General features: G+C 65.6%; 19 protein-coding genes and 2 pseudogenes. 11 read left to right on the top strand and 10 right to left on the bottom strand.

Features of this window, described 5'->3' with window-relative positions; translation table 11 throughout:
- Nucleotides 1-491 precede the first annotated feature (491 nt).
- Together A6P39_RS26960 and A6P39_RS26955 are read left to right on the top strand one after the other, a co-directional pair.
- Nucleotides 492-1,208, top strand: coding sequence for an XRE family transcriptional regulator (locus tag A6P39_RS26960; protein ID WP_234378721.1), 717 nt, complete (start codon nt 492-494; stop codon nt 1,206-1,208).
- Nucleotides 1,209-1,210: 2 nt separating this feature from the next.
- The gene (locus A6P39_RS26955) at nt 1,211-1,684 is read left to right on the top strand and encodes an NUDIX domain-containing protein (RefSeq protein ID WP_067039427.1); all 474 of its coding nucleotides are present in this window, start codon (nt 1,211-1,213) and stop codon (nt 1,682-1,684) included.
- Here the strand turns inward: A6P39_RS26955 and A6P39_RS26950 are convergent.
- Both A6P39_RS26950 and A6P39_RS26945 read right to left on the bottom strand, forming a co-directional pair.
- Complete coding sequence (locus tag A6P39_RS26950; RefSeq protein ID WP_067039426.1) at nt 1,672-2,238, bottom strand: HD domain-containing protein; 567 nt, start codon at nt 2,236-2,238, stop codon at nt 1,672-1,674. The genes A6P39_RS26955 and A6P39_RS26950 overlap by 13 nt on opposite strands.
- A 1-nt stretch (nt 2,239) precedes the next feature.
- Nucleotides 2,240-2,701: a GntR family transcriptional regulator gene (locus A6P39_RS26945; RefSeq protein WP_067039425.1), complete on the bottom strand. Its 462-nt coding sequence runs from the start codon at nt 2,699-2,701 to the stop codon at nt 2,240-2,242.
- Between the two features lie 620 nt (nt 2,702-3,321).
- Here A6P39_RS26945 and A6P39_RS26940 point away from each other — a divergent pair.
- Nucleotides 3,322-5,700 (top strand): P-loop ATPase, Sll1717 family, encoded by a 2,379-nt coding sequence (locus A6P39_RS26940; protein ID WP_159395929.1) that lies wholly within the window; start codon nt 3,322-3,324, stop codon nt 5,698-5,700.
- Between the two features lie 80 nt (nt 5,701-5,780).
- Here A6P39_RS26940 and A6P39_RS26935 read toward each other — a convergent pair whose 3' ends face one another.
- The 6 genes and pseudogenes from A6P39_RS26935 to A6P39_RS26910 all read right to left on the bottom strand — a co-directional run bounded on the left by A6P39_RS26935 (nt 5,781) and on the right by A6P39_RS26910 (nt 11,791).
- Nucleotides 5,781-6,008, bottom strand: a complete 228-nt coding sequence (locus A6P39_RS26935) for a hypothetical protein (RefSeq protein ID WP_067039423.1) — start codon at nt 6,006-6,008, stop codon at nt 5,781-5,783.
- A 311-nt stretch (nt 6,009-6,319) separates the two neighbouring features.
- Nucleotides 6,320-6,841, bottom strand: a complete 522-nt coding sequence (locus tag A6P39_RS26930; RefSeq protein WP_234378720.1) for a toll/interleukin-1 receptor domain-containing protein — start codon at nt 6,839-6,841, stop codon at nt 6,320-6,322.
- Between the two features lie 673 nt (nt 6,842-7,514).
- Nucleotides 7,515-8,387 (bottom strand): DUF4231 domain-containing protein, encoded by an 873-nt coding sequence (locus tag A6P39_RS26925; protein ID WP_234378719.1) that lies wholly within the window; start codon nt 8,385-8,387, stop codon nt 7,515-7,517.
- A gap of 1,255 nt (nt 8,388-9,642) precedes the next feature.
- Nucleotides 9,643-9,882 (bottom strand): annotated as a pseudogene (locus A6P39_RS26920) (IS5/IS1182 family transposase); the annotation flags it as partial.
- Between the two features lie 123 nt (nt 9,883-10,005).
- Nucleotides 10,006-10,758 (bottom strand): MBL fold metallo-hydrolase, encoded by a 753-nt coding sequence (locus tag A6P39_RS26915; RefSeq protein ID WP_067039421.1) that lies wholly within the window; start codon nt 10,756-10,758, stop codon nt 10,006-10,008.
- A gap of 256 nt (nt 10,759-11,014) precedes the next feature.
- Nucleotides 11,015-11,791 carry an alpha/beta fold hydrolase gene (locus tag A6P39_RS26910; protein ID WP_067039420.1) on the bottom strand — a complete coding sequence of 259 codons (777 nt, stop codon included), beginning with the start codon at nt 11,789-11,791 and terminating at the stop codon, nt 11,015-11,017.
- Between the two features lie 96 nt (nt 11,792-11,887).
- On the opposite strand from A6P39_RS26910, the gene A6P39_RS26905 reads away from it, so the two are divergent.
- A complete protein-coding gene (locus A6P39_RS26905) occupies nt 11,888-12,733 on the top strand; it encodes a helix-turn-helix domain-containing protein (RefSeq protein ID WP_199840669.1) in 846 nt (281 codons plus the stop codon).
- Nucleotides 12,734-13,138: 405 nt separating this feature from the next.
- Here the strand turns inward: A6P39_RS26905 and A6P39_RS26900 are convergent, their stop codons facing one another.
- The gene (locus A6P39_RS26900) at nt 13,139-13,453 is read right to left on the bottom strand and encodes a PadR family transcriptional regulator (protein WP_234378727.1); all 315 of its coding nucleotides are present in this window, start codon (nt 13,451-13,453) and stop codon (nt 13,139-13,141) included.
- Between the two features lie 60 nt (nt 13,454-13,513).
- On the opposite strand from A6P39_RS26900, the pseudogene A6P39_RS26895 reads away from it, so the two are divergent.
- The 5 genes and pseudogenes from A6P39_RS26895 to A6P39_RS26875 all read left to right on the top strand — a co-directional run.
- Nucleotides 13,514-14,041, top strand: a pseudogene (locus tag A6P39_RS26895) (IS1380 family transposase); the annotation flags it as partial.
- 747 nt (nt 14,042-14,788) lie between these two features.
- Nucleotides 14,789-16,015 carry a hypothetical protein gene (locus tag A6P39_RS26890; RefSeq protein ID WP_079133121.1) on the top strand — a complete coding sequence of 409 codons (1,227 nt, stop codon included), beginning with the start codon at nt 14,789-14,791 and terminating at the stop codon, nt 16,013-16,015.
- A gap of 398 nt (nt 16,016-16,413) precedes the next feature.
- Nucleotides 16,414-16,740 carry a hypothetical protein gene (locus A6P39_RS26885; RefSeq protein ID WP_159395928.1) on the top strand — a complete coding sequence of 109 codons (327 nt, stop codon included), beginning with the start codon at nt 16,414-16,416 and terminating at the stop codon, nt 16,738-16,740.
- 88 nt (nt 16,741-16,828) lie between these two features.
- Nucleotides 16,829-17,044 carry a hypothetical protein gene (locus A6P39_RS26880; RefSeq protein ID WP_067039417.1) on the top strand — a complete coding sequence of 72 codons (216 nt, stop codon included), beginning with the start codon at nt 16,829-16,831 and terminating at the stop codon, nt 17,042-17,044.
- A 165-nt stretch (nt 17,045-17,209) separates the two neighbouring features.
- Nucleotides 17,210-17,632 carry a DUF3592 domain-containing protein gene (locus A6P39_RS26875; protein ID WP_234378718.1) on the top strand — a complete coding sequence of 141 codons (423 nt, stop codon included), beginning with the start codon at nt 17,210-17,212 and terminating at the stop codon, nt 17,630-17,632.
- A gap of 200 nt (nt 17,633-17,832) precedes the next feature.
- Here A6P39_RS26875 and A6P39_RS26870 read toward each other — a convergent pair whose 3' ends face one another.
- A complete protein-coding gene (locus A6P39_RS26870) occupies nt 17,833-18,885 on the bottom strand; it encodes an IS4 family transposase (protein WP_275883910.1) in 1,053 nt (350 codons plus the stop codon).
- 72 nt (nt 18,886-18,957) lie between these two features.
- Between A6P39_RS26870 and A6P39_RS26865 the strand changes: the two genes are divergently transcribed.
- The gene (locus A6P39_RS26865) at nt 18,958-19,206 is read left to right on the top strand and encodes a helix-turn-helix transcriptional regulator (RefSeq protein WP_067057524.1); all 249 of its coding nucleotides are present in this window, start codon (nt 18,958-18,960) and stop codon (nt 19,204-19,206) included.
- Nucleotides 19,203-19,733, top strand: coding sequence for a hypothetical protein (locus A6P39_RS26860; RefSeq protein ID WP_067057527.1), 531 nt, complete (start codon nt 19,203-19,205; stop codon nt 19,731-19,733). Before A6P39_RS26865 ends, A6P39_RS26860 begins: the two co-directional genes overlap by 4 nt.
- The last annotated feature ends 290 nt before the right edge of the window (nt 19,734-20,023 follow it).

Here is a 20,023-nt window from a genome sequence, read left to right as displayed (position 1 = left end):
CCGCCGGCCGGTCCATCGCGGCGGCGCCCACGGTCCTCGTCGGTTCAATGGTTTCCCATCAGTCGAGGTCAGCAGGGGTGAAGCACTGCAAGGGGGACCACGTCCCCACTCTCCGGCCGTTGCTCGCGGTCACCGGGCCACCTCGCCAGTCGGGCCGAAGCCCTGTCCTCTGGCCTTCAGCGGGATTGCAGCGTCCCCGCCTTCTGCGCATGCGGCATGAAGCCGCCTTCCGGCCGAGTCGCGCATTCGGTCGATGCAGTACCTGTTTTACAGGTACTGCATCAGGGTCCGTCAAGCATGTCGGCGGAACCTCTCGGCTTTGCGCCGGGACTTCTTGGCGCACAATCAGAATCGCCGCAGGTCAGGGGAGTTGGACACCTCACCCGTGGACAGCTCCGGGACTTCTGGCTACGGTCAGGAGGTCCCTAGAAGTCCCAACGGGGGTGCAGATGTCGAACGAGCGCTTACGGTCCGCCCTGCTAGCCCGCGGTATGACCGTGCAGAGCCTCGCTGAAGCGATCCAGGTCAACCCGAAGACGGTCGAACGCTGGATCACTCAGGGCAAGGTGCCGTACAGGCGCCACCAGTACGCGACGGCAGCAGCGCTTCAGGTCGACGTGACGACGTTGTGGGATGACGGACGCAACGTCGAGAGCGCGGCGGACCTGACCAAGGCGGAGATTGTCGCTGTCTACCCGCATCGGCACACAGTGCCGTCCGGTCTCTGGCGTGACCTGTACGCGCGAGCGGAGAGGAACGTAGACGTTCTCGTCTACTCGGGTCTCTTCCTGTCAGAGGATCCTGTGTTCCACGATCTCCTGAAGAAGAAGGTGGAAGGGACTGCGCAGGTCCGCATCCTGCTCGGGGACCCCGACTGTGAAGCCGTTCAGCAGCGTGGCATCGATGAGGGGCACCGGATCATGGACGGCAAGATCCGGAACGCGTTGGTGAACTATCGGCCCCTGTTCCGGAGCCACCCTGAAATCAGCTTCCGACTCCACGCGACCACGCTCTACAACTCCATATACCGGGCTGATGACGAAATGCTCGTCAATCCCCACGTCTACGGCATTGGCGCCTACATGGCACCCGTCTTCCACCTGCGCCGCATGCCGGGTGGCGGCCTGTTCGACACCTACGCGAATAGCATCGAACAGACCTGGGGAGGCGCCCGCCAGATCACGGACCAAGACATCACAGGAGCCTGAGCATGGGACGCATTGACTACCTGCACGACCCCGACGCCCCGCCGGCCAACTCGGTCGTGCCGTCCGTCGTCGCGTTCGTTCAGAACGACGCGGGCCAAGTGCTGATAATCCAGCGGTCCGACAATGGACGCTGGGCACTGCCCGGCGGCGGCCACGACGTGGGCGAGTCCATCAGCGACACGGTCGTGCGCGAGGTATGGGAAGAGACCGGGATCAAGGTAGAGGTGACCGACGTGTCCGGGCTCTACACGGACCCCGGGCACGTGATGAAGTACGACGACGGCGAGGTGCGGCAGCAGTTCAGCATCTGCTTCCGCGCCCGGCCGGTCGGGGGCGAACTCCGTACGAGCAACGAGACGACTCAGGTCTGCTGGGTCGACCCCGCGGACCTGGCAACGCTAGACGTGCACCCGACCATGCGGCTCCGGATCGAGCACGCCATGGACCGGGCACGCACCGCTCCCTACATCGGCTGACGCTTGGCCGCGGCTACCCGATCGAGTACGCGGGACGTGCAGGCGAGGATCTCGGGTTCGGCCCGGCGGATGAACTGCCCGATCAGACTGTCCGGCCCGTACCTTCCCGTGATCTCGTTGATCCGGTCGATCGGGTTCGTCGGCGTGCCGTCGGGTGTGGTGTTCATGTCGCAGTAGCAGAGCGCGTCGTTCAGGTGCTCTAGCTCGCGTGGGAACTCCCCCTCCAGCTCTTCGCGCATACCGCGTGCTTCCGCCTCCATCCAGGCACAGGAGTGGTGGGCGACCAGGTTGATGACCCGTTCGTCCGCGTCGGCCACATCCCGGAGGTAACGCGCGCCGTCCAGCGGGTGAAAGCCCGTCTTGGCCAGGTCCGGTGCGTAACCGATGTCATGCAGAACCGCGGCAGCCTCCAGCAGATCCGCGTCCTGGTCGAGGATGAGCGCGACCGTACGCGCCCTCTCGGCGACACCCAGGCAGTGCTTCCACCGCCGCGGCAACGGCTCGGCGAGCACGGACTCAGCCAAGGGATAGGCCCACTCCGTCAACTTCGGCAAGCTACGAACGCTCCTCTCGCGTCGGCACGGCGCGGACCGTCCGCACCCTGCCCTGTCCTCCCCCCGCCAGCACGCCGGCGGCCTCCAGCTTCTCCAGTGCCTTGGTCACCGTCGGTCGCGAGACACCAAACCGTTCGGCAAGCGCCGAAGCACTCGGGAAGGCTTCCCCTGCAGCGAGCCCATCAGCCACGATGACGTCCGCGATCCTCTGATGGAGCGGACGCCGGTCGACTTGCGCCCCCGAGCGCACGACGCGCCACCGCTCGCCTGGCGCGGGTTCGGCAACGCCTTCCTGCTTCAGTACACCGAACGCCCGGACAGCCACGCCACGCGAGACCTTGTGATCGCGCATGACCTCGGTCAGCGACGGCAGCACCGTCATGCCCGGATCCTCCTCGATCTGCCTCTTCAGCGCGTCAGCGACCTTCAGGAAGGTCCCCCGAGGGTTGCCCTGCTGCGACACCCGCTCTCCCTCTCGGTCAGCCAATCGTTCTATCTCAGCTTCCCACGGTGAGGAGCGCCATGATGTGGACCAGACTCGGCTGTCCCGTCGGCTTGATGAGACCTTCTCTACCTCATCAAGGCGGCTCGCTCCGCTCACCGCGCGGCCCGGCCCCCGGCCGGGCCTGCGCTCCTGTCTCCGCCCCGCTCCAGAAGGCCGGCACCCGTGCCACGCGCTACAGCAATCAGCCACCTGATGCCAGAGAAGGGGTACGTCGTGGCTGGGGCGGTGGGCTCCACGGCTTTAGCCACCTCCCCGGTCTGGGTCCCGCGTCGAGTAAGACCAGGGGCCACTCGTGCACATTGCGGTCAGGCCCAGAGCCTGCCCGAGTTACCAACCAGCGTACGGCCCCCTGATCATGCTCGACCCCAGACCGGGCAGGCCACGGGCCAAACCCGCTCCGCCGACCTTGGCACACCTAGGGTTGCGACGAATCCGAGAGAAGTCTCCCCAACCAACCGGTCGATGTCTAAAATCAGTCGAATGAGGCGTGGGAAGGAAGATCGCACTTCTGACTGAGTGCTTCCTTGCGTTGAACGATCAGGGGATGGCGACCTCGCCACTGAGCCACGGGGGGCAAGATGGATTACAAAGTCTTTCTCGGCTACTCAAAATACCCTGCCGACATCTCACAGGAGATTCAGCAGGCGGCGACCCTGATAAATAAGAGCCGTTTTGCCGAAGCGAAAACATGGGAGACGAACCCTGCTACCGGTAGAATCGTCATCGAGGCCGTGCTTCAGGATATCGACGACAGCACAATCTGCCTCTTTGATGTCACCACTCTAAGTGAAAACGTCCTATTTGAAGTAGGCTACGCCTTCAGCCAGCGCAAGCACATCGTCCTGTCCGTTTGCAAAACTCCGGAGACGATGCGGGACTGGCGGGCATTCGATATTTTCTCGACAATCGGATGCATCTTCTACGAAACTGGCAGCGAACTCGCCGCAAAATTCATGACCGGCATTGAAGAAGCGAGCGAGAAAACGCTATGGGATGACGTATCCCAAGCCCTAGATCGGACCGCAAGAAACTCCCTTTTCTATGTCCCCACTTATCACACTTCCGAAGCGGAGCGAAATCTCCGAAGGATGGTCGGAAAGGAAAGAGACCTAGGAACAAAAGTAACTATCGCCGACCCCGCGGAACAGGGATCAGCCCCTCTGGCTTGGTACGTTAATGCCGTTTATTCCTCGGCTGCCACGCTACTTCAAATGTCAGGCGAGAGGCACGAAAAGAATCGGCTACATAACGCTCGGAGTGCTTTTCTTGCCGGACTCGCCAGGGGGCTAGAACGGCCTTTGTTGGTGGTAGTCGAGGAGGACTACCACGGACCGGTCGACTACAAAGATATCCTCTACACCTACCACAACAAGAAAAGGCTCGCTGAGAAGCTAGGGCAATGGCGCGAGCAATCTTTCCGGGCATGGAACCAGGAGGGTATGGAAAATTCACATCCAACACCAAAGGTCGAACTCACAGCAGAACTTAAGGACCTAAAATTTGGCGATTATGTCGCTGAAAACGAGGCCGATACCCTTGATGAGTATTTCGTTGAGACGGCGGAATACGAGGCGATACTGAGCGAAAACAGCGTCGTGTTCGTCGGGCGCAAGGGTATGGGAAAATCGGCGAATATGATCCGAGCTTCGCAAGTTTTGCGGGACGATAAGCGGAATTTGGTCTGCGTCGTCCGGCCGACTAATTACGACCTAGACGGCCTTGTAAGCGTATTACAGTCTCTTGGAGGCGACGGAAATCAGTCGTTTCTCGTTGAGAGCTTCTGGCGATTCTTGCTCTACTCCGAGATCTCGCTGGAGGCTGTCGCTGCGGCTGACAGGCTGCCAGCCGGCATCGGGAGTGGAACCCCGATGGCGAGGCTACGCGACTATCTGTCGCAGAACGACATCGCCGAGGAGTTTTCAGTCCGGCTTGAGCGCGTCATCGAGTCCGTTCGCCGTGAGATGCATGGGACCGCTCGAACTATTGAAAAGCAGCGCGAGCGGATCGCCCAGGCACTTCACGGCAACATCGTCGGGAATCTGCGTAAGTTGCTTGGGGAAGCGCTGCGTGACCGCCACCGCGTAGCACTACTAGTAGACAATCTCGACAGCGCCTGGATGAAATCTGCTCAACTCAAAACGCAAGCGGTCTTGCTCGTGGGCCTGCTAAGCACTGTGAGCAGAATTTCGGAAGAATTCCAACGGGAAAACAATAAGCTGCGTTCCGTGAACGTAACCGTCAGCGTCTTCTTGAGGTCTGACATTTACGACGAAGTAATCAAGGAGGCTCGCGAGCCGGACAAGATCAACACTAAGAGAATCGACTGGAATCAGCCGGAGCTGCTGAAGCGCGTGATGAACGAGCGGTATCTATCCGCCCGCCCAAAGGGGACCTCGCCGGACGAGCTGTGGGAAAGGTATTTTTGTCCCAGCATTGACGGAAGGCCAACGCTGGACTACATCCTGTCGGTCGTCCTCCACCGTCCACGAGACTTGGTATTTTTCTGTAAGGCGGCCGTTTTCAGCGCGGCAAATGCGCGACACCTGACAGTTGAGGAATCCGACGTCACGGAGGCGACTAAAAACTACAGCAAGTTTGCCCTCGACGCACTAATCGTCGAGTACGGGTCAACCATAGACCATTTAGAGGAGGTGGTCTACGAATTCGCTGGCTGCCCGTCAATTATGTCGAAGTCGGAGATTCTGGAGATAATTCAATCAGTCCCCGGGTTGACCGAGGAAGGTCAGGCTACCCAATTCCTTGAGGGGCTTGTGAAAATCTCCTTCTTGGGCATTGAAGTGCGAGATGGTATCTTTACTTACCCCGATCGCGCAGATGATCTAAGGAAGGCGAAGATCCTGGCCCGGAACGCCTCACGGCGCGATAAAAGAGAAGAGCGGTATGAGTTCCATCCCGCATACCGCAACTTCCTTGAAATCGAGGACTACTCCCTGTAAAGATCCGATGGGCGGACGCTGAGCCAGCTCTTAGGGGCGACCGCGTCTCAAGCTTCACGCGAACTGATTGTCCACCGCGCTCACAGAGTCCACACCCGCTGGAATTCTTCGGCCGGGATGGCCTCCAACGGCTCCTCTTTAGGATCAATCGCCTGGTCTGTCAACTCGCCACGGTCGGGTACGGCCTCGATGTACCAGAGGCCGCCTTCTTCGTCAGCGTGGCGGAAGTGGTGCCGTAGGGCGGCGCCCTCATCGAGCGCTCTGAAGTACGCCACGCTCTCCGCTTTGATGCGCTCCAGATCAACCACGAGACCAGCGTGCCAGCGAGCGCACGCGGCTGCACCGTTCTGACATCCACGAGTGACATCAACGACGCCGGATGTCAGCAGTCCTAGGCAGTCTGGCACGGCCAGCGTGGGCCGGCGGATCCCCGCTAGTGCGAGCAGTGATCGAACTCCTGAAGCGGGTGTCGCAGGTTCGAATCCTGCCGGGGCATCAGAGCAAAGGCCTCGGACCAATCTTGGTCTGAGGCCCTTGTGCAGCAGCGCGCGCCACCGACTCGCGTGCCTTGGGCTTGGCGCCGGTGAGGGGAGCGACGCCCAGGCACGCCGCCGGACGGCTAGTTCGCCGGTGAGGGCGGTGCGATCAAGTCGTCGTCAACGGCGACCAGCTCGGCGATCTTGGTGGCAACTACTGCCATCGAATCCTCCGCCGTGTCGAACCCGTTTCGGGATGCAAGGAGGGGGCTGACGTTCCGAAGCGCGCCGTAGGTCGTCTCGTGCACGACAGGGAGCAGCAGGTTACGTGCAAGGAGTTCCGAGAGTTCCTTGTCGGAGACGCCACCGTGCTCAAGGCGTGTCAGCAGCGCAGGGGTGACCAGGACGAGACCCGTACGCGACCTCGCCAGGCCCCTGTCGATTTCCCGCATGAACGGTAGGCCGTATGCGATGTCCTTCTCGCTGAACCAGACCGACACGCCCTCTGCTTCCAGCAGGCCGCACAACTCCTTGGCAGCACCACGTCGGTCATCCCATGCGTGGCAGAGGAAGACATCGCGAAGGTCTGGCTGTTGACTCGCGCGCAACACGGCGGCGTCGCGAACAGGAGCCAGCCCCTTAACCTCGGCAGCCGTGTAAGTCACGGAGGAGGTGCTCGGTGACCAAGGCGCCCGCGTTCTGCCGCTACTGGAACTGCCCCCACTGGTAGCGCCGCCCCCGCCACTGTTCCGCGACGGGTAAGCCGGCGGCGAGTAATAGGACCGGGGCGATGAGTACCCGTAGCCTCCGCCGCCGCACGCGGGGCACGCCGCACGTCCGCTGGCGGTCCGATGCCCCTGGCGTGGGGCTGTACAACGACTCATAACTACACGGTAGTCCACGCGGCCCCGGGAGCCATCTCGTTTACGCATAGCCCGGGGTCGTCGGCGAATCGCGGCAGTTGGCGATTCCCTGAGGGGTAGAGACGCTCAAGGCCGCTCACATGCAGCGTGGCTGTCTGCTCGCCTGCGGCCAACGGACCTCGGTGTGGGAAGGCGTCGACGCCAAAGGCGCATCAGAGCCCCCAAGTCGCTTCGAGGCGAAGAGGCCGTCGGCCAAGGTCTCACTGCCACGCCTCCGCTGACGCAACCTGCTCTGGTCGACGGCATGGCAGCGTGGCTGAAGCTGGAGACGGCACAGCGAGACACACGCGCCAGATCGGTCGGCGCGCTCTCCGTCGTGGCTGACTGTCGTCGGCTTAGGCCCAGGCACCCAGGTGCCTGGCTCGGTCGAGCTGCATTGTCCCAGAAATGACTGTGCCATAAGGACGGGTCTTGGTCATCCGGCGCCGCGAGAAGCCCTCCACATCGTGTGTTCCCGGCTGATCGCTTCCTCCGCGTCGGCCACCTCCTGCGCCCAGCAGCCCTCGTCCGCCTGAGACAACCGGCCATGGATGATACTCAGCTCGGTGGCCGCGAAGGTGTAGGCGCGGCCGAGCGTCTCGTACTGCCGGGCCGCGAACCAAGCCGCCCCGGCCCCCAGGACGGCCCCCAGAACCCCGGCGAGGTCGAAGGTCAAGGTTCCGGTCAGGCGCAAGACGGCCGCGGCCAGGCCGAGCCCCTCGACGGCGACCAGCAGCAGGCGCCACCGCCGTGCCCGTGTCACGTTCCAGCTCGCCTTGGTCGCGTACCAGCGCTGCTGGTCCTCGATACGGTCCCGCAGATAGGCGTTCTTCCGGTCGGCGAAGGAGCGGGCTCGCAGCACGTTCATCGCGTCCGTGACAGCGACCAGCCCCACGGGGGCCAAGCTCGTAGCGGGCGCTTCCCGTAACAGCTCTTTCAGCCTCTCGTCGAAACGGTGTGCCGCCTCCCCCTGCGACAACTCAGCCGAGAAGGGCGCTCCTGCCACCGCGTAGCGCCAGGCAAGGGTCTTCGCGGACTCGGCCAGGGCACGGCCGTCGTACCAAGCCTGCTCCGGGCGTTCCGTGAGCAGCCAGATCTCCACGCAGACCGTCGCTACGAAGATCAGCACCACGGCGATCAACGCCGGCCGTTGGTTGAGCACACCACAGAGCGCGGCGGCCACCGCGAGCGCCAGGCGACATTTCGTGCCCTGGAGGTAGCGACGCTGTCCGGCAAGCGACGCCCCGTCCGAGGACCGGAACACGGCGGGAAGATCGTCGTCCCGCAGTCCGTTCGCCGTACCGCTCACTCTGCCCCCTCTGATCTCTTCGCCTCCGGCTTGGAAAGCACCACAAGGCGGCCGCGAGGGCAGGCCCAATGCGGCTATGCCAGATCGTAGTTGGCGACCCGTTAGGCCAGGATGCCAGGGACGGTTCCGCACCTGCGGCGAAAGAACGGAGAAGCGCCGATGAGCTTTGCGGCATTTATCTCGTACAGTCGCGAAGTGGACTATTCGTGGACTCGCCCCGCCTGATCTGTCGCATGCAGTGGCCGTGACCTGCTGCGTTACCCAGAGGGGCCTCCGGAGCCATTGCAGGACAGCAGTGAGGTACAGCAACCACGCCCGACCGACCACTTCGCCCTGCGACGCCCCGCTCGTAGCTCGCATCGAGCTGATCCGCCAGTTCGCCGCTCTCGGGGACGCCAGCGGTCGTCCGGGACGATGGAGGCATCCGCTACTTCCACAGGAGGGGTTGCAGTTCTCTGGAGAGCGCCTCGGACAGAGGTAGCAGAGCGATTGGAACCCTTCCCTCCGGTGAATGCGCGGTAGAGCAGGACGTCCGACCGCCACTTGATCACGAAACTTGCAGGTCAGACGCCTTATGACACCCAAGCGCCCACCTCTCTTCTAAGCGCTTGGCCGCAGGTTCGAGTCCTGCCGGGGGCGCCCGTGCACAGCCCTCCCTTCGGGAGGGCTTTTTGCTGGTCAGGGGCCGTTTCGCTCGATACGGGTCAGCCCCGGACACCCCCTTGGTGATCAAGGGAGCGGTCCGGGGCTGTCCGGCTGTCACCGGGTTTTCGCGGGTGGCCGTGTCGAATACTTGTCGAAGTTCTCGACCGGTGGAAGATCAGCCAGCGCCCGGCACCTCCGCCTCCGGGAGGTCGCCCGCGGCTTCCAGCCGCCGTTTGAGATCCGGCAGCTGCCCATCGACGCACCGGGCGTAGGTCGCCAGGAGCACGGCGACGCTGTTCCCGGCCCACTCGGCCACCTGGGCGGGCGGGATGCCGTCGTTGAGCCACTTCGTCAGGCGCGTGTTCCGGTTGTCGTACACGCGCCGCCCGGTGGGCGACTCGAAGACGTGTGGGGGCAGTACAGCCTTACGCGCGCTGCGCCACGCCCGGCGGATGACGGAGCCGGCGAGGATGCCGCCGGTCTCCCCCTGGAAGAGGAGATCACCCGGCTGGAGCTGTTCGTCGGCGATGTGCTGCCGCAGGATGCGGGTGAGGGCCGGATGCCCCGGCACGGTGCGTGTCTCGCCCTCCGCACGGCCCTTGAGGTCGCGTCGGATCCACTCGTTGCGGCGGTTGCGGATCGTGGTGGCCGAGCAGGTCGTATCGGCGATCGCCTGGTAGGAGCGGCCGAAGCGCAGGAGCTGCAGCGGCTTGTCGAAGACGATCCGGTCGCTGATGCGCGAGCGGTGGCAACCCAGCGGATGGTCCGGGTGATACCTCGGCCGCTCGGGCAGCAGGGACATGAATTGATCCCATAGCGGTTCGGTCAGCCACGCAGGCAGCACGGGCACAGGTTCCCCATGAGTGGTGAGTATCTTGAAATTGCTAGTCCCGGCTCGTGTGTATGAGACAGGAGGACTACCCGCACGGATCGTCGTCTGGTGCCCACGACGACCGGATCGAGGATCCGGTGATCATGCCGCGGGTTCGCTCTTGGTCCGCAGACGCCCCCGGACCGCGAGGCGATCGAGTCGTCGTTGCTCTGCGGCAGCCCAGAGACCTACCTGTTCGGGGTTGAGGGGTGCGCCATGGCCGACGTGGAGCTTGGTGGGGGCCAGAGCCAGCATCTCGCGCAGGCTGGCGAGGTTGCCGAGCCGGTCGTCGTGGAAGGGCGGGTTGGCGGGTCGCTTGCCGAAGCCCAGGAACGGGGTGGCCACGAGGTCTCCGGCGACCAGATCGCCGTGGTCGGTGAGGACAGAGACGGAGCCGGCGGTGTGACCCGGGGTCGGCATGATGCGGGCCTCGACACCGAGATCTGACAGGCGTGTCGCACCCCTGATGAGGAGGTCCGGCCCGAACGGCTCGGTGGTCTCGCGCACCCTCGCGGAGCGGACGAGGAGACGTCCGAACAGCCCGATCGGCAGGTACGGGGACACTGGCCCCGCCCGCTCGGTAGGTGCTGAAATCGGCGATGTGCCCGCGATCGGTGCGCCGGTGAGCCGGCTGAGTTCCGCGGCGGAGCCGAAGTGGTCGACGTGCCCGTGGGTGACAACGATCAGGTGGATGTCTTGGGGGTTCACGCCGTGGGAGGCGATCTGGTCGTAGATCAGCTGGGCGCTGCCGGGTGTTCCGGCGTCGACGACGATCGGTTGTCTGCCCAGCAGCAGGTAGGCGTTGACGGAATGCTTGCCGAGCACGGGAATCGCGATGACTTTGGTCTGGAACATTGAGGTGAGGGCTTCCTGCGAGAAGTCACAAGAAGGGGGTCGCAGGGCCTGTTGGGGCGTGAGACGGGGAGGTGACTGGTGCGTGACGGGCGCCGCTCACCGTGTTGCCCCGGAACCCTGGGCGGCCGGCTCGGGTCGTCCACGATGCGGTGCCGGCCGCTGTGCGGCCGGCGTACAAGCAGATCTGTCGGGTGCGGTGCAACGCGGCAGGGCCTGTCCCGGCCCCGTGGGCGGGTATTCAGGGGCGCGGGGACGGTCAGGCTGCCGGCGCGAATGCGGTGATGGCGTCGACGAGGTCGGCCGGGGCTTCCAGCGGGATCAGGTGACCGGTGTGGGGGACCACCACGAAGTCGGGGTGGGAGAGGTAGGGCACCAGGTTGTCGCGGAGCACGCCGACGGGCTCCACCTGGTCGTGTTCTCCGGCGACGACGAGGGCGGGAACGCTGACCATGCGCGTGTGCTCGGTGATGTCCTGCGCGATGCCGTGCAGCGGCCACTCGGTGCGGGCGGCGTCGGTGACGGTCCGCGAGTCGGTCACGATCTGCGCCTTGACCGACACGAGCAGTTCGGTCGCGGTGAGGACGTGATCCCGCGCCCCGGCCACGGACTCGGCGGAGTCGTAGGCGTGCGACAGGGCTTCCTGATACTCGGGGGTGATCTGTGCGGCGGGCTTCGCCGGGCCGGAGCCGACGAGGACGATGCCGCGCAGGCCGGCGGGCCGGGTGGCCGCGACCAGCTGTGCGACCTTGCCCCCCATCGAATGCCCCACCAGGACGTAGTCGGTGACCCCCGCGTCGGCGAGCACGGCGAGCGTGTCGTCGGCGAGCTGACCGAGCGTGTAGGGGCCGGGCAGAGCGCTCGACCGGCTCCACCCGCGGAAGTCGACCGTGAGCACGTCACGGCCCGCGAGGCGGTCGACGACGAGGTCCCAGGTACGGGCGGAGCCGCCCCAATAGTGCAGGAACACCAGAGTCGGTCCGGTCCCCGGCCGATGGTCGTAAGCGGGCAGAAGCGTCTGCTGCGTCATGCTCATGGTGGCTCTTCTTCCAATCAGCGTTCTGAGTGATTGTCCTGGGAGTTCATTGAAACTTCTGCACCCGGACGGGGCATCGGCGTGACTGGTCGCCCGATGGTGAAAACTGGACACGTGAGCGTGATCCGGCAAATGACCTACCAGCCCGCGGGACGCCGCGCCGCCGCGGTCGAGACCATGACGTTCGGCCGCCTTCGCGAGCTGAACGACTGCGGCACCCAGCGCGCCGACTTCCACGTCCTGGCCGTTATCGACGCCGGACCCGGCTCAGTCACGGTCGATTTCCGCCGCCACCCGCTCACAGAGCGGTCCGCGGTGTGGATTCCACCCGGAGCGGTGCACCGGTGGGACGACATCGGCGATGCGGCGGGGCACCTCGTATTGTTCGTGCCGACAGCGCCGGTCACCCACGCCACCCGGCAGCTTGTCGCCTCCCCGGACCTGGCCGCGCACTGGAGCATCCCCGACGCCGACTGGCTGTTCGTCGACACCGCGCGCAACCATCTCCTCCTCGAAGCATCCGCCCCACCCGAGGACTTCTCCACGGAGCTGCCCGAAATCCTGCTCTCCGCGCTCATCACCCGGCTGCACCCACCGCACGCCGAAGCACGGTTCACACATCCGGTGTTCCGGTTGTTCCGCTCCAGCGTCGAAGCGCACTTCCGGCAACACCACGACGCCGGCTACTACGCCCGTGCTCTGGGATACGCGCCCCGCACCCTCTCACGAGCGGTGCAGCAGGCCACAGGCCGCACCGCGAAGGCATACATCGTCGAACGGATCACCCTGGAAGCCAAACGGCTCCTCGCACACGACCGCCTCACCGCCGCCCGCTGCGCCGACATACTCGGCTTCCCCGACGCATCCAACTTCTCGGTGTTCTTCCACAAGGCCACAGGCAAACGCCCGGGCGCGTGGCAGGCGACGGTGGCCGCCGAGTGAGGAGGTGCCCACAAGAACACTCACACCTATGATCACGTGGCGTCACAACCCGTGATCACCGGAACCCCGTGCTCGCCTCTCTGTATCGGCGCCCCACCGTGCCTACCCGCGCGACCTCTGAGTCGATCTCACGCTCTACGCGCAAGATGAGACGTACGTGCGGCCCGACACGCAATTCGAAGACGTTGTGGTCCAGGCCCGTCAGCTCTCTGAGCCCCGAGCCAGGGCGTTCGGGATCATCTAGGTACTCCAGTCCGTCCAGAGCAGCCGAGACCTGACTTCTGTCGCCGTCGTTGAGCCGCGTGATGTCGGCGTTGGCCGCAGCAGTCACTAGAACCCGACGGCGTCGCGGCTGCTGTGATCGCTGTGCAATTGGCATGCCCTACCTGGGGTTTCCGGGAAGCCTCATGCAGTTCCCCGCGCCATAACCAGACCAAAGCGACGCGTCTTGCGAGCCTCTAGCGCCTGAGTGGCCTGCTGGCGGCCGGCGCCGGTGAGTTCGTAGTAGCGACGGGCGGGACGGCCGGGATGAGGGCTTGTCTCCTCGTAGCTTGTTACCCAGCCGCGCTCGCTGAGGCGGTCCAAGATCGGGTAGACGGTGCCAGGCCCCAGATCGGCGTCTCTGCAGATACTGAGGCCCCACGCCGGGGCGTCGTCCGTGGCAGAGATCAGCGTCTCCAATACGGCGATCGTCGGCTTGGTGAGCCGAATGTTCGTCACGGCACCAGTGCACCATGTATCGAGTACGACATACAACTATGTCGAGTACGACAGAGCGGCTTCCTGGACAACACCGGAGAAGCCCTGGCCGGAGTGCTGCGGCCACGCAACGCCGGGGCCCACACCGCCGCCGATCACATCGCCGTCCTCGAGCAGGCCCTGACCCAGATCCCCGACGCCCACCGCCACGGCGCCGGCATCCTCATCCGCACCGACAGCGCCGGAGGCGCGAAGGCATTCCTGACCCACCTGCGCCGCTTGCGCTCACGCGGCATCCACACGTTCTTCTCGGTCGGTCATCCCGTCACCGAACTGGTCCGCCGCGCGATCCGCGCCCTGCCCGAGCACGTCTGGCATCCCGCGCTGGAGCAGGACGGCTCCCTGCGCACCGGCGCGGAGGTCGCCGAGCTGACCGGCCTTGTGGACCTGGACGGCTACCCCGAGGGCACACGGGTCATCGTGCGGTGTGAGCGCCCGCATCCCAGCGCCAAACTGACCTTGTTCGACCTCGACGAAGGCATGCGCCACCAGATCTTCTTCACCGACACCCTCTACGGCGAAGGCTCATTGCAGCACCTCGATGTTCGCCTTCCGTGTCCGGCTGTTCACCGAGTGTCCCACAACAATGTCACAAGATCCGGTGCCATCCTCGGCGACGATCACGTCGGGACACCGATGCGGCGGGCACGATGCAAGCAGGGGGGAACGTGTCACCAGGTATGCCAACCAGGGGTACGGCACCGGCTCGAGGGAAGGACGGCGGCTGTCACAGCGCAGGTTGTTGGGACGGTCCGCGGGTGCGCTCTGGCTGACTCCACCGAGATCCAAGCGGACCAGTTCCAGGCCAAGGCCGGCGTTGCCCGCATTCGGCGGCACCTACGGCACCGGTTCCGACCTCAGTGGCAGCGCTTCCTCCGGGTTGCTGTGAGCCTTGTCCATCCGGGAACTCACAGGTGAAGCAACCGGTGCTCACGATGTGGGGGGTGGTGGTGACCTGCTGGCCGGCTGACGAGTCGGCGGGCGGGCCAGCCGCGTGGTGGCGTGCACCGCCGGAGGCCAACCAGGCGCCCCATTGCGGTCGACGCCCGGGCGCCCCAGTCCGGTGGCGAAGCCCGGCGCGGCCACCGCGCCCAGCAGCGCGTCCGTGTCGCCGGACAACCGGTCGCTGCAGGCGTGCCGCAACATCAACTGCCCGGGGTTGACTGGCGTGCGGCTCTCGGCTCAGCCACCCGCCGCGCCGTCGACCCACCGCCGCCCCGGGCGAACACGCCGCCTAACCCGCGGAACGGCGGACCGTTCAGGGTGGCACCGACCGTTCCTCATCGAAAGGGAGTCATGAACGAGGACATCTCGGCACCCGCGGCAGCCGACGCAGCCCGGCAGCTCTCGCGCCGATGCTTCCTGGGCGCGGCCGGCGCCCTCGGCCTGGCCGCCATGGGAGCGGCCGCGCCCGGCTCCGCCCCCGGCTCAGCCTCCAGCGGGAGGGCCGTCCACGTCACGGCCCCGCCGGCGCAGGGCGTGCTCGCCGCCAATTACAACCAGGACTTCGACCTCATCGACTTCGCCCAGTTGCAGGCTGCTTCGGCCAGCTGGTTGCGCGGCTTCTACATCATGAAGGACACCGACACGAGCAGCGTCGCGGACCAATCGGGCGTGAAGAAGCTCCTGGCCGCCGCCGACCTGGGCTACGGGACGGTGCTGACGCTGAAATTCCAGTACCAGGACCAGCAGCTGCCTGCACCCGGCAGCAAGGCGATGGGCACGCCGCTCGCTCAGCTGCAGAAGGTACTGGCGGTGGTCTTGGACAAGGTCGACATCGTGGTCATTGGCAACGAGCCCTTCTACGAGACCACGAAGGCCGACCGCCACAGCCCGCGGATCAACGCCTTCTACGAGGCGCTGGCGCAGCACGCGATCGAGCAGCGCGGACAGGCTCGCACCCAGCTCTACATGGGCGCACTCACAGGCATCGACGAAGCCAGGAACCAGACCCCGCAGACGGACCGCTGGGTGAGGTTCGCCGCCAAGACCGCGCAGCTGGCCGGCGTGGACATCCACCCGCACGTGGCGTCGATGGCGAACGCGAAGAAGTACGTCGATTACGTTCTGGCCCGGCTGCGGCCCGACCAGCGCTTCTTGGCCACTGAGTTCTCGCTGGTGAAGCTGTGGAAGCAGCACATGAAGGACCCGGTCGATCCCGGTTTCGCCTCCCGGTACGGCATGCCGAGCGGCACACAGGTCTGGCAGGTCCTCAAAGTCGCCACCCAGCAGCGGTTCAGCCAGGAGAAGTGGAACGACTTCCTGGCCACCGCGTCCTGGCTGCAAGCCCACCACGACTACCTGACGCAGCAGATCACGGCCTTCCGCGCCACGGGGCGGCTGGCGGTGGCCGGCTACGGAATCAGCCAGGACAAGGGCGGCGCGTCGGGCTTCACCGCGGACAAGACGCCGTGGGTGCTCAACAGCCTGTTCTGCCCGCGCACGGTGCGAGACGGCGAGAACGGGCTGCCGGGCGAGAACCCCGTCTGGCTGCCGGAGTTCCGGGCCGCCCAGCGCAGTTGAGACACTCTGCTACCTCGTCGCCCTCCGCGAGTGAGGGGCAAGGAGCGGGCACCGGCGGCATGCGCGGCACCACCGCCGCTGCGGGCGGGCGGGCGAACTTGGGCGCCGTCGTCCGCGTCTCGACGAACCCCATGGAGGACCACCCCAGCCTCGCCCCGTCGGTGCGGGCCGTCCCCCGGACGGCCAGAGCGCGGTGCGACGCGGGAACGGATTTCTGCACGGTTCTCCTGTGCGGCTCGCTGCGGGGCCCGATCCTCCGACAGGTCGGGGAACAGCACAGAAGATCCCCAGAGAGCCTGGATCGAGCGGGCACCTGCCGCGTCGTGGATCTTGGCGCCGCCCCCACACAACACCAGGCCGAGGGGCGGCACCGCGAGAATCAACAAGGAGTCATCCTGATGAAGTTCAGCTATCTCTTGGGTTTTTCCGCGTTTTTCGTTATCGGCTTGGTGATACCCGGTGTAGGTACCTACTTCCTTACCCGCCGCGACTTGCGCGGTCGGGGAGCGGTGCTGGCCGCTACCGTTTGCGCCGTCTTGGTGGGCGCAGCTACGTGGTTCGCCTTCTTCTTCGCGATTTTCGCCTTCCTCGGTTCCGCAGTGGTCTATTCGGTAATGCACCGATTGGCGCGGATCGGTCCAGCCCTCACCGTGGCAACGGTCGCTCTCGTTGGTCTTCTCATATTCTCTGTACGAGTCATGGATATCGCCTTGAGCGGTATGTGATGGACGGTCACCGGTCCGGGGCTTGAAGCAGACGCCCTCCCCCGAGCGGCAAGCAAAAGGGCCGGGACAGGCGGGAGCACGGTCCGGCGTGGGCGAACGCGAGGGCCTGCTCGGCAAGGTCTTCGGGCAGTCGGGCAGGGATGCCGGTGGCCTGGTGGAGGTCCCATGTGAATTGCAGATGCCCGAGGACGACGGAACCGGGGGACAAGTGGGACACCAAAGCGGCGAGAGGGGCCTGATCGGCGCAGGCCGCTTCGGCTGCTGCCGCCGCGCTGAACGGACCGAGGACGATGGCACAGACTGATTTCGATCGACCGGCAGCGGGTGGATGACGACATACGGCGGCTGCGACAGAGGATCTTCACGGCATCGCAGGCAGGGGCGCCCGCCAGACCACGTCAGCACCCTTCCGGGTCCGGTCAGGCGCCCGTATCCGGCCGGTTACGGGGTCGACGAAGGCCGGGAAGAGGTGGACGCGATCATGTCCGGGCAGTTGGTGACCGCGCTGTTGGGGTTGGCAGTGATCGGACTTGCCGTCTACGAGATCGCCCTGCAGCGTCGGCTGCGACGCGAGGGGATCCGCGTCCAAGGGGTGGTGGTTCGCCACGCCGTCAGCACCTCCGGCGAGGCGCCTTCCCGACACGCGGTGGTGAGCTTCGTCGATGTGGACGGTGTGCCGCACGAGTACCGGAGCACGCTCTCCGGCACCAGGAAGCTGCCGGTCGGCAGGCAGGTTCCGATGGTTTACCTGCCCGGCGCTCCGACGAAGGCCCGCATCGACATCGGCTCCCGGCGCTGGGGCGAGGTCGCCATTCCCGCGCTGTTCGGCGTGGCGTTCACCGCAGCCGGAATCCTTTGGATGGTCTCCAGCGCCGGCGTGCGACACCACTAGCCTCAATACCGGTAACTTAGGGCTTTGGTATTCGTTTGACTCGTTTGGGTTTGGTGGCGCCAACGAGGGTGATGGCCGCGGTGGCTGGGTGGTCTGCAGCCCGGTGGGCGGCGCGTTTGAGCGGCCAGTTGGCGACTTTGCGTTTGATGACGCGAGGGTTGGCCCGGCGGCGGCGCCGTGGCAGGAGGCGTTCGAGGAGTTCAGCGTGGGTGGCTTGGACCGCGCGTGCGAGTCTGCCGGGGGGAAAATGCCGCCTGGTCGGTGACCTGGCGACGCACGACGCGCAGTGAGCGGGTGAAGGAGATCCGGTCGGGGTCCCGGTCGGCTTGCCGTGCGGCCTGGTGCATCAGGTGCCGGATGGCATGGTGGACGAGCAGGAAGCCATAGAGTTCCTGCTCGGCCCCGACGGGGTGCTGCGAACGCAGTACCAGCTGCGACCCGCCGAGGTGGGTCTTGATTTCGTCGAGGGTGGACTCGAACTCCCATCGCTGGGCGTAGAGAGCGGCCAGGTCCGCGGCCGGGGCCTTGTCCGGGTCGAGGATCGTGGTGATGAGCCGGTAGACGCCCTCATGGCCGGCGATGGTGTACTCCACCGCGCGTACTGGCACCCCGCGACGGGTGTGGTGGATGTCGCTGCGGTCGAAGATCTCGGTGAGGTAGGAACCGTCCGACAGTTGCTCGACGACCGGCAGCACGAGGTCTTTGCGGACCCGCCACAGCAGGTCCGCCCCCGTGGCCGCGGCTGTGCGCCACAGGTCCACGCTGTAGAAGCCGCGGTCGGCCAGCAGCAGTATCCCCGGCCGCAGGGACCCCAGGGCCGCCCGGGCCAGAGCCTGCTCTCCGGTGCGCACAGTTCCGATCGCAGCATCGAAGACGGCATGGGTGCCGCACTCCACCAAGCCGACCATGCGCAACTGCGGGTAGCCGACGTCCTGTTCACCGCGCCCGGAACGGGGCGGACGGCCGAACGCTTCCACGTTCGCCTTCGTGTCAGGCAGGTCAAACGTGGTGCCGTCGATCGCGATCAGCCGCCAGTCGCGGTAGAAGGCGCCCTCAGTGTCCGGTGTGGCAACCGGACGGCACACCCGCGCGAACAGTTGCCGCAGCGGCGCCACCCCCAGCCGAGACCTGGCTTTCCAGATCGCTGCCGTACTCGGAAGCACCCGACGCCCCCAGTGGCCGCTTCGGCCACACTCATACATACGGGCGACGGGCTTCCACGCACTGTCGCCGGTCAGCAGGGTGGACCTCACATGGGATGGGAAGCCCCGGCTTCACCCCTACGAGTGTTGCAACTCCCTCCCAAGATGTAGTAGTTCTTATACATGAGCGAGCAGGTACACAATAGGCTGGCCGTGGTTCGCGCCGAGCGGAAGGTGTCGCGGCAGAGCCTGGCTGAAGCGGTGGGAGCGCACTACCAGACCATCGGCTACATCGAGCGGGGGCAGTACAACCCGAGCCTCGACCTGGCACTGAAGATCGCGAGGTTCTTCGAGCTGCCGGTGGAGGCACTGTTCTCACTCGAACCGTTCCGGCCGCTCACGGATGAGATCTACGGGAGGAAGACGTCATGACCACGACGCCGCTCACGCGCTACGACCGCAGCATGCTGCGGCTGATGAACGATCGCCGAGGCCGGCCCCTGTACGCCACGGCCGCCCGGCGCCGCTCGGTCGTCGCCGCGCACCTGGTACTGACCGCAGCCATCGGCGCCCTCATGGCCTACAGCTTGCTCACGGAGAGCAAACCGATCTGGGCCGTCGTCGTCATGGTGGTGCTGCTGCTGCCGTGGATGGTCGCGACCGGAGCGATCAATGCGGCCACCCGCGGCCTGCTCGAACTGCGCGGACGAGCACTGGACGAACGGCAACTGGCCGAACGCGCGCGGGTGCAGGCCTGCGCCCACCGCATGATGACCCTGCTCCTCGCCGCAACCACCGTCGGCCTGTTGATCACGGGCGCGACAATCGGTCATGCCCCGACGACGTACACCGCACCAGCACTCATCGCCGTCCTCGCAGTGCACTGGCTGATGCCCTTGTGGGTGGCCGGCCTGACGACTCAAGACGAACCAGCCGAGGACGACACCCCCACGGCCTGACCAGTTCGCCACGCCCGGCCGACAAATCGCCACCGCGAAGAAAGCGCAAGCGGCCGGGCCAACCCGAACACTCAGAGGCCAGCCGGAGCGCGCAGCCACAGCCACGGTGGCTGTACAACAGGGGAGTACAGCCACCACCGCAACCACAGCCGCCCGCCAACAGCGTGGCCGAGACCGGTGCGGGTGCAGCGAGGCACACGCGCGCCCGGTCGGTCGGCGCACCCGCCGTCGTGGCCGACTGTCGTCGGCTGAGACTCAAACCTCCAAGATTGAGCTTCCGCTCAGGGGCT

The organism is Streptomyces sp. FXJ1.172 (assembly GCF_001636945.3).
Classification (GTDB): Bacteria; Actinomycetota; Actinomycetes; order Streptomycetales; family Streptomycetaceae; genus Streptomyces.
Note: the sequence above shows the minus strand (reverse complement) of the source record. Positions and strands in the feature narration are given on the sequence as shown.

What these genes read in the sequence shown, in the direction of transcription:
- A6P39_RS26960 (WP_234378721.1), top strand. Translation starts at nt 492, where the DNA reads ATGACCGTGCAGAGCCTCGCTGAAGCGATCCAGGTCAACCCGAAGACG.
- A6P39_RS26955 (WP_067039427.1), top strand. Translation starts at nt 1,211, where the DNA reads ATGGGACGCATTGACTACCTGCACGACCCCGACGCCCCGCCGGCCAAC.
- A6P39_RS26940 (WP_159395929.1), top strand. Translation starts at nt 3,322, where the DNA reads ATGGATTACAAAGTCTTTCTCGGCTACTCAAAATACCCTGCCGACATC.
- A6P39_RS26915 (WP_067039421.1), bottom strand. Translation starts at nt 10,758, where the DNA reads ATGTTCCAGACCAAAGTCATCGCGATTCCCGTGCTCGGCAAGCATTCC.
- A6P39_RS26910 (WP_067039420.1), bottom strand. Translation starts at nt 11,791, where the DNA reads ATGAGCATGACGCAGCAGACGCTTCTGCCCGCTTACGACCATCGGCCG.
- A6P39_RS26905 (WP_199840669.1), top strand. Translation starts at nt 11,888, where the DNA reads ATGGTGAAAACTGGACACGTGAGCGTGATCCGGCAAATGACCTACCAG.
- A6P39_RS26890 (WP_079133121.1), top strand. Translation starts at nt 14,789, where the DNA reads ATGAACGAGGACATCTCGGCACCCGCGGCAGCCGACGCAGCCCGGCAG.
- A6P39_RS26885 (WP_159395928.1), top strand. Translation starts at nt 16,414, where the DNA reads ATGAAGTTCAGCTATCTCTTGGGTTTTTCCGCGTTTTTCGTTATCGGC.
- A6P39_RS26865 (WP_067057524.1), top strand. Translation starts at nt 18,958, where the DNA reads ATGAGCGAGCAGGTACACAATAGGCTGGCCGTGGTTCGCGCCGAGCGG.
- A6P39_RS26860 (WP_067057527.1), top strand. Translation starts at nt 19,203, where the DNA reads ATGACCACGACGCCGCTCACGCGCTACGACCGCAGCATGCTGCGGCTG.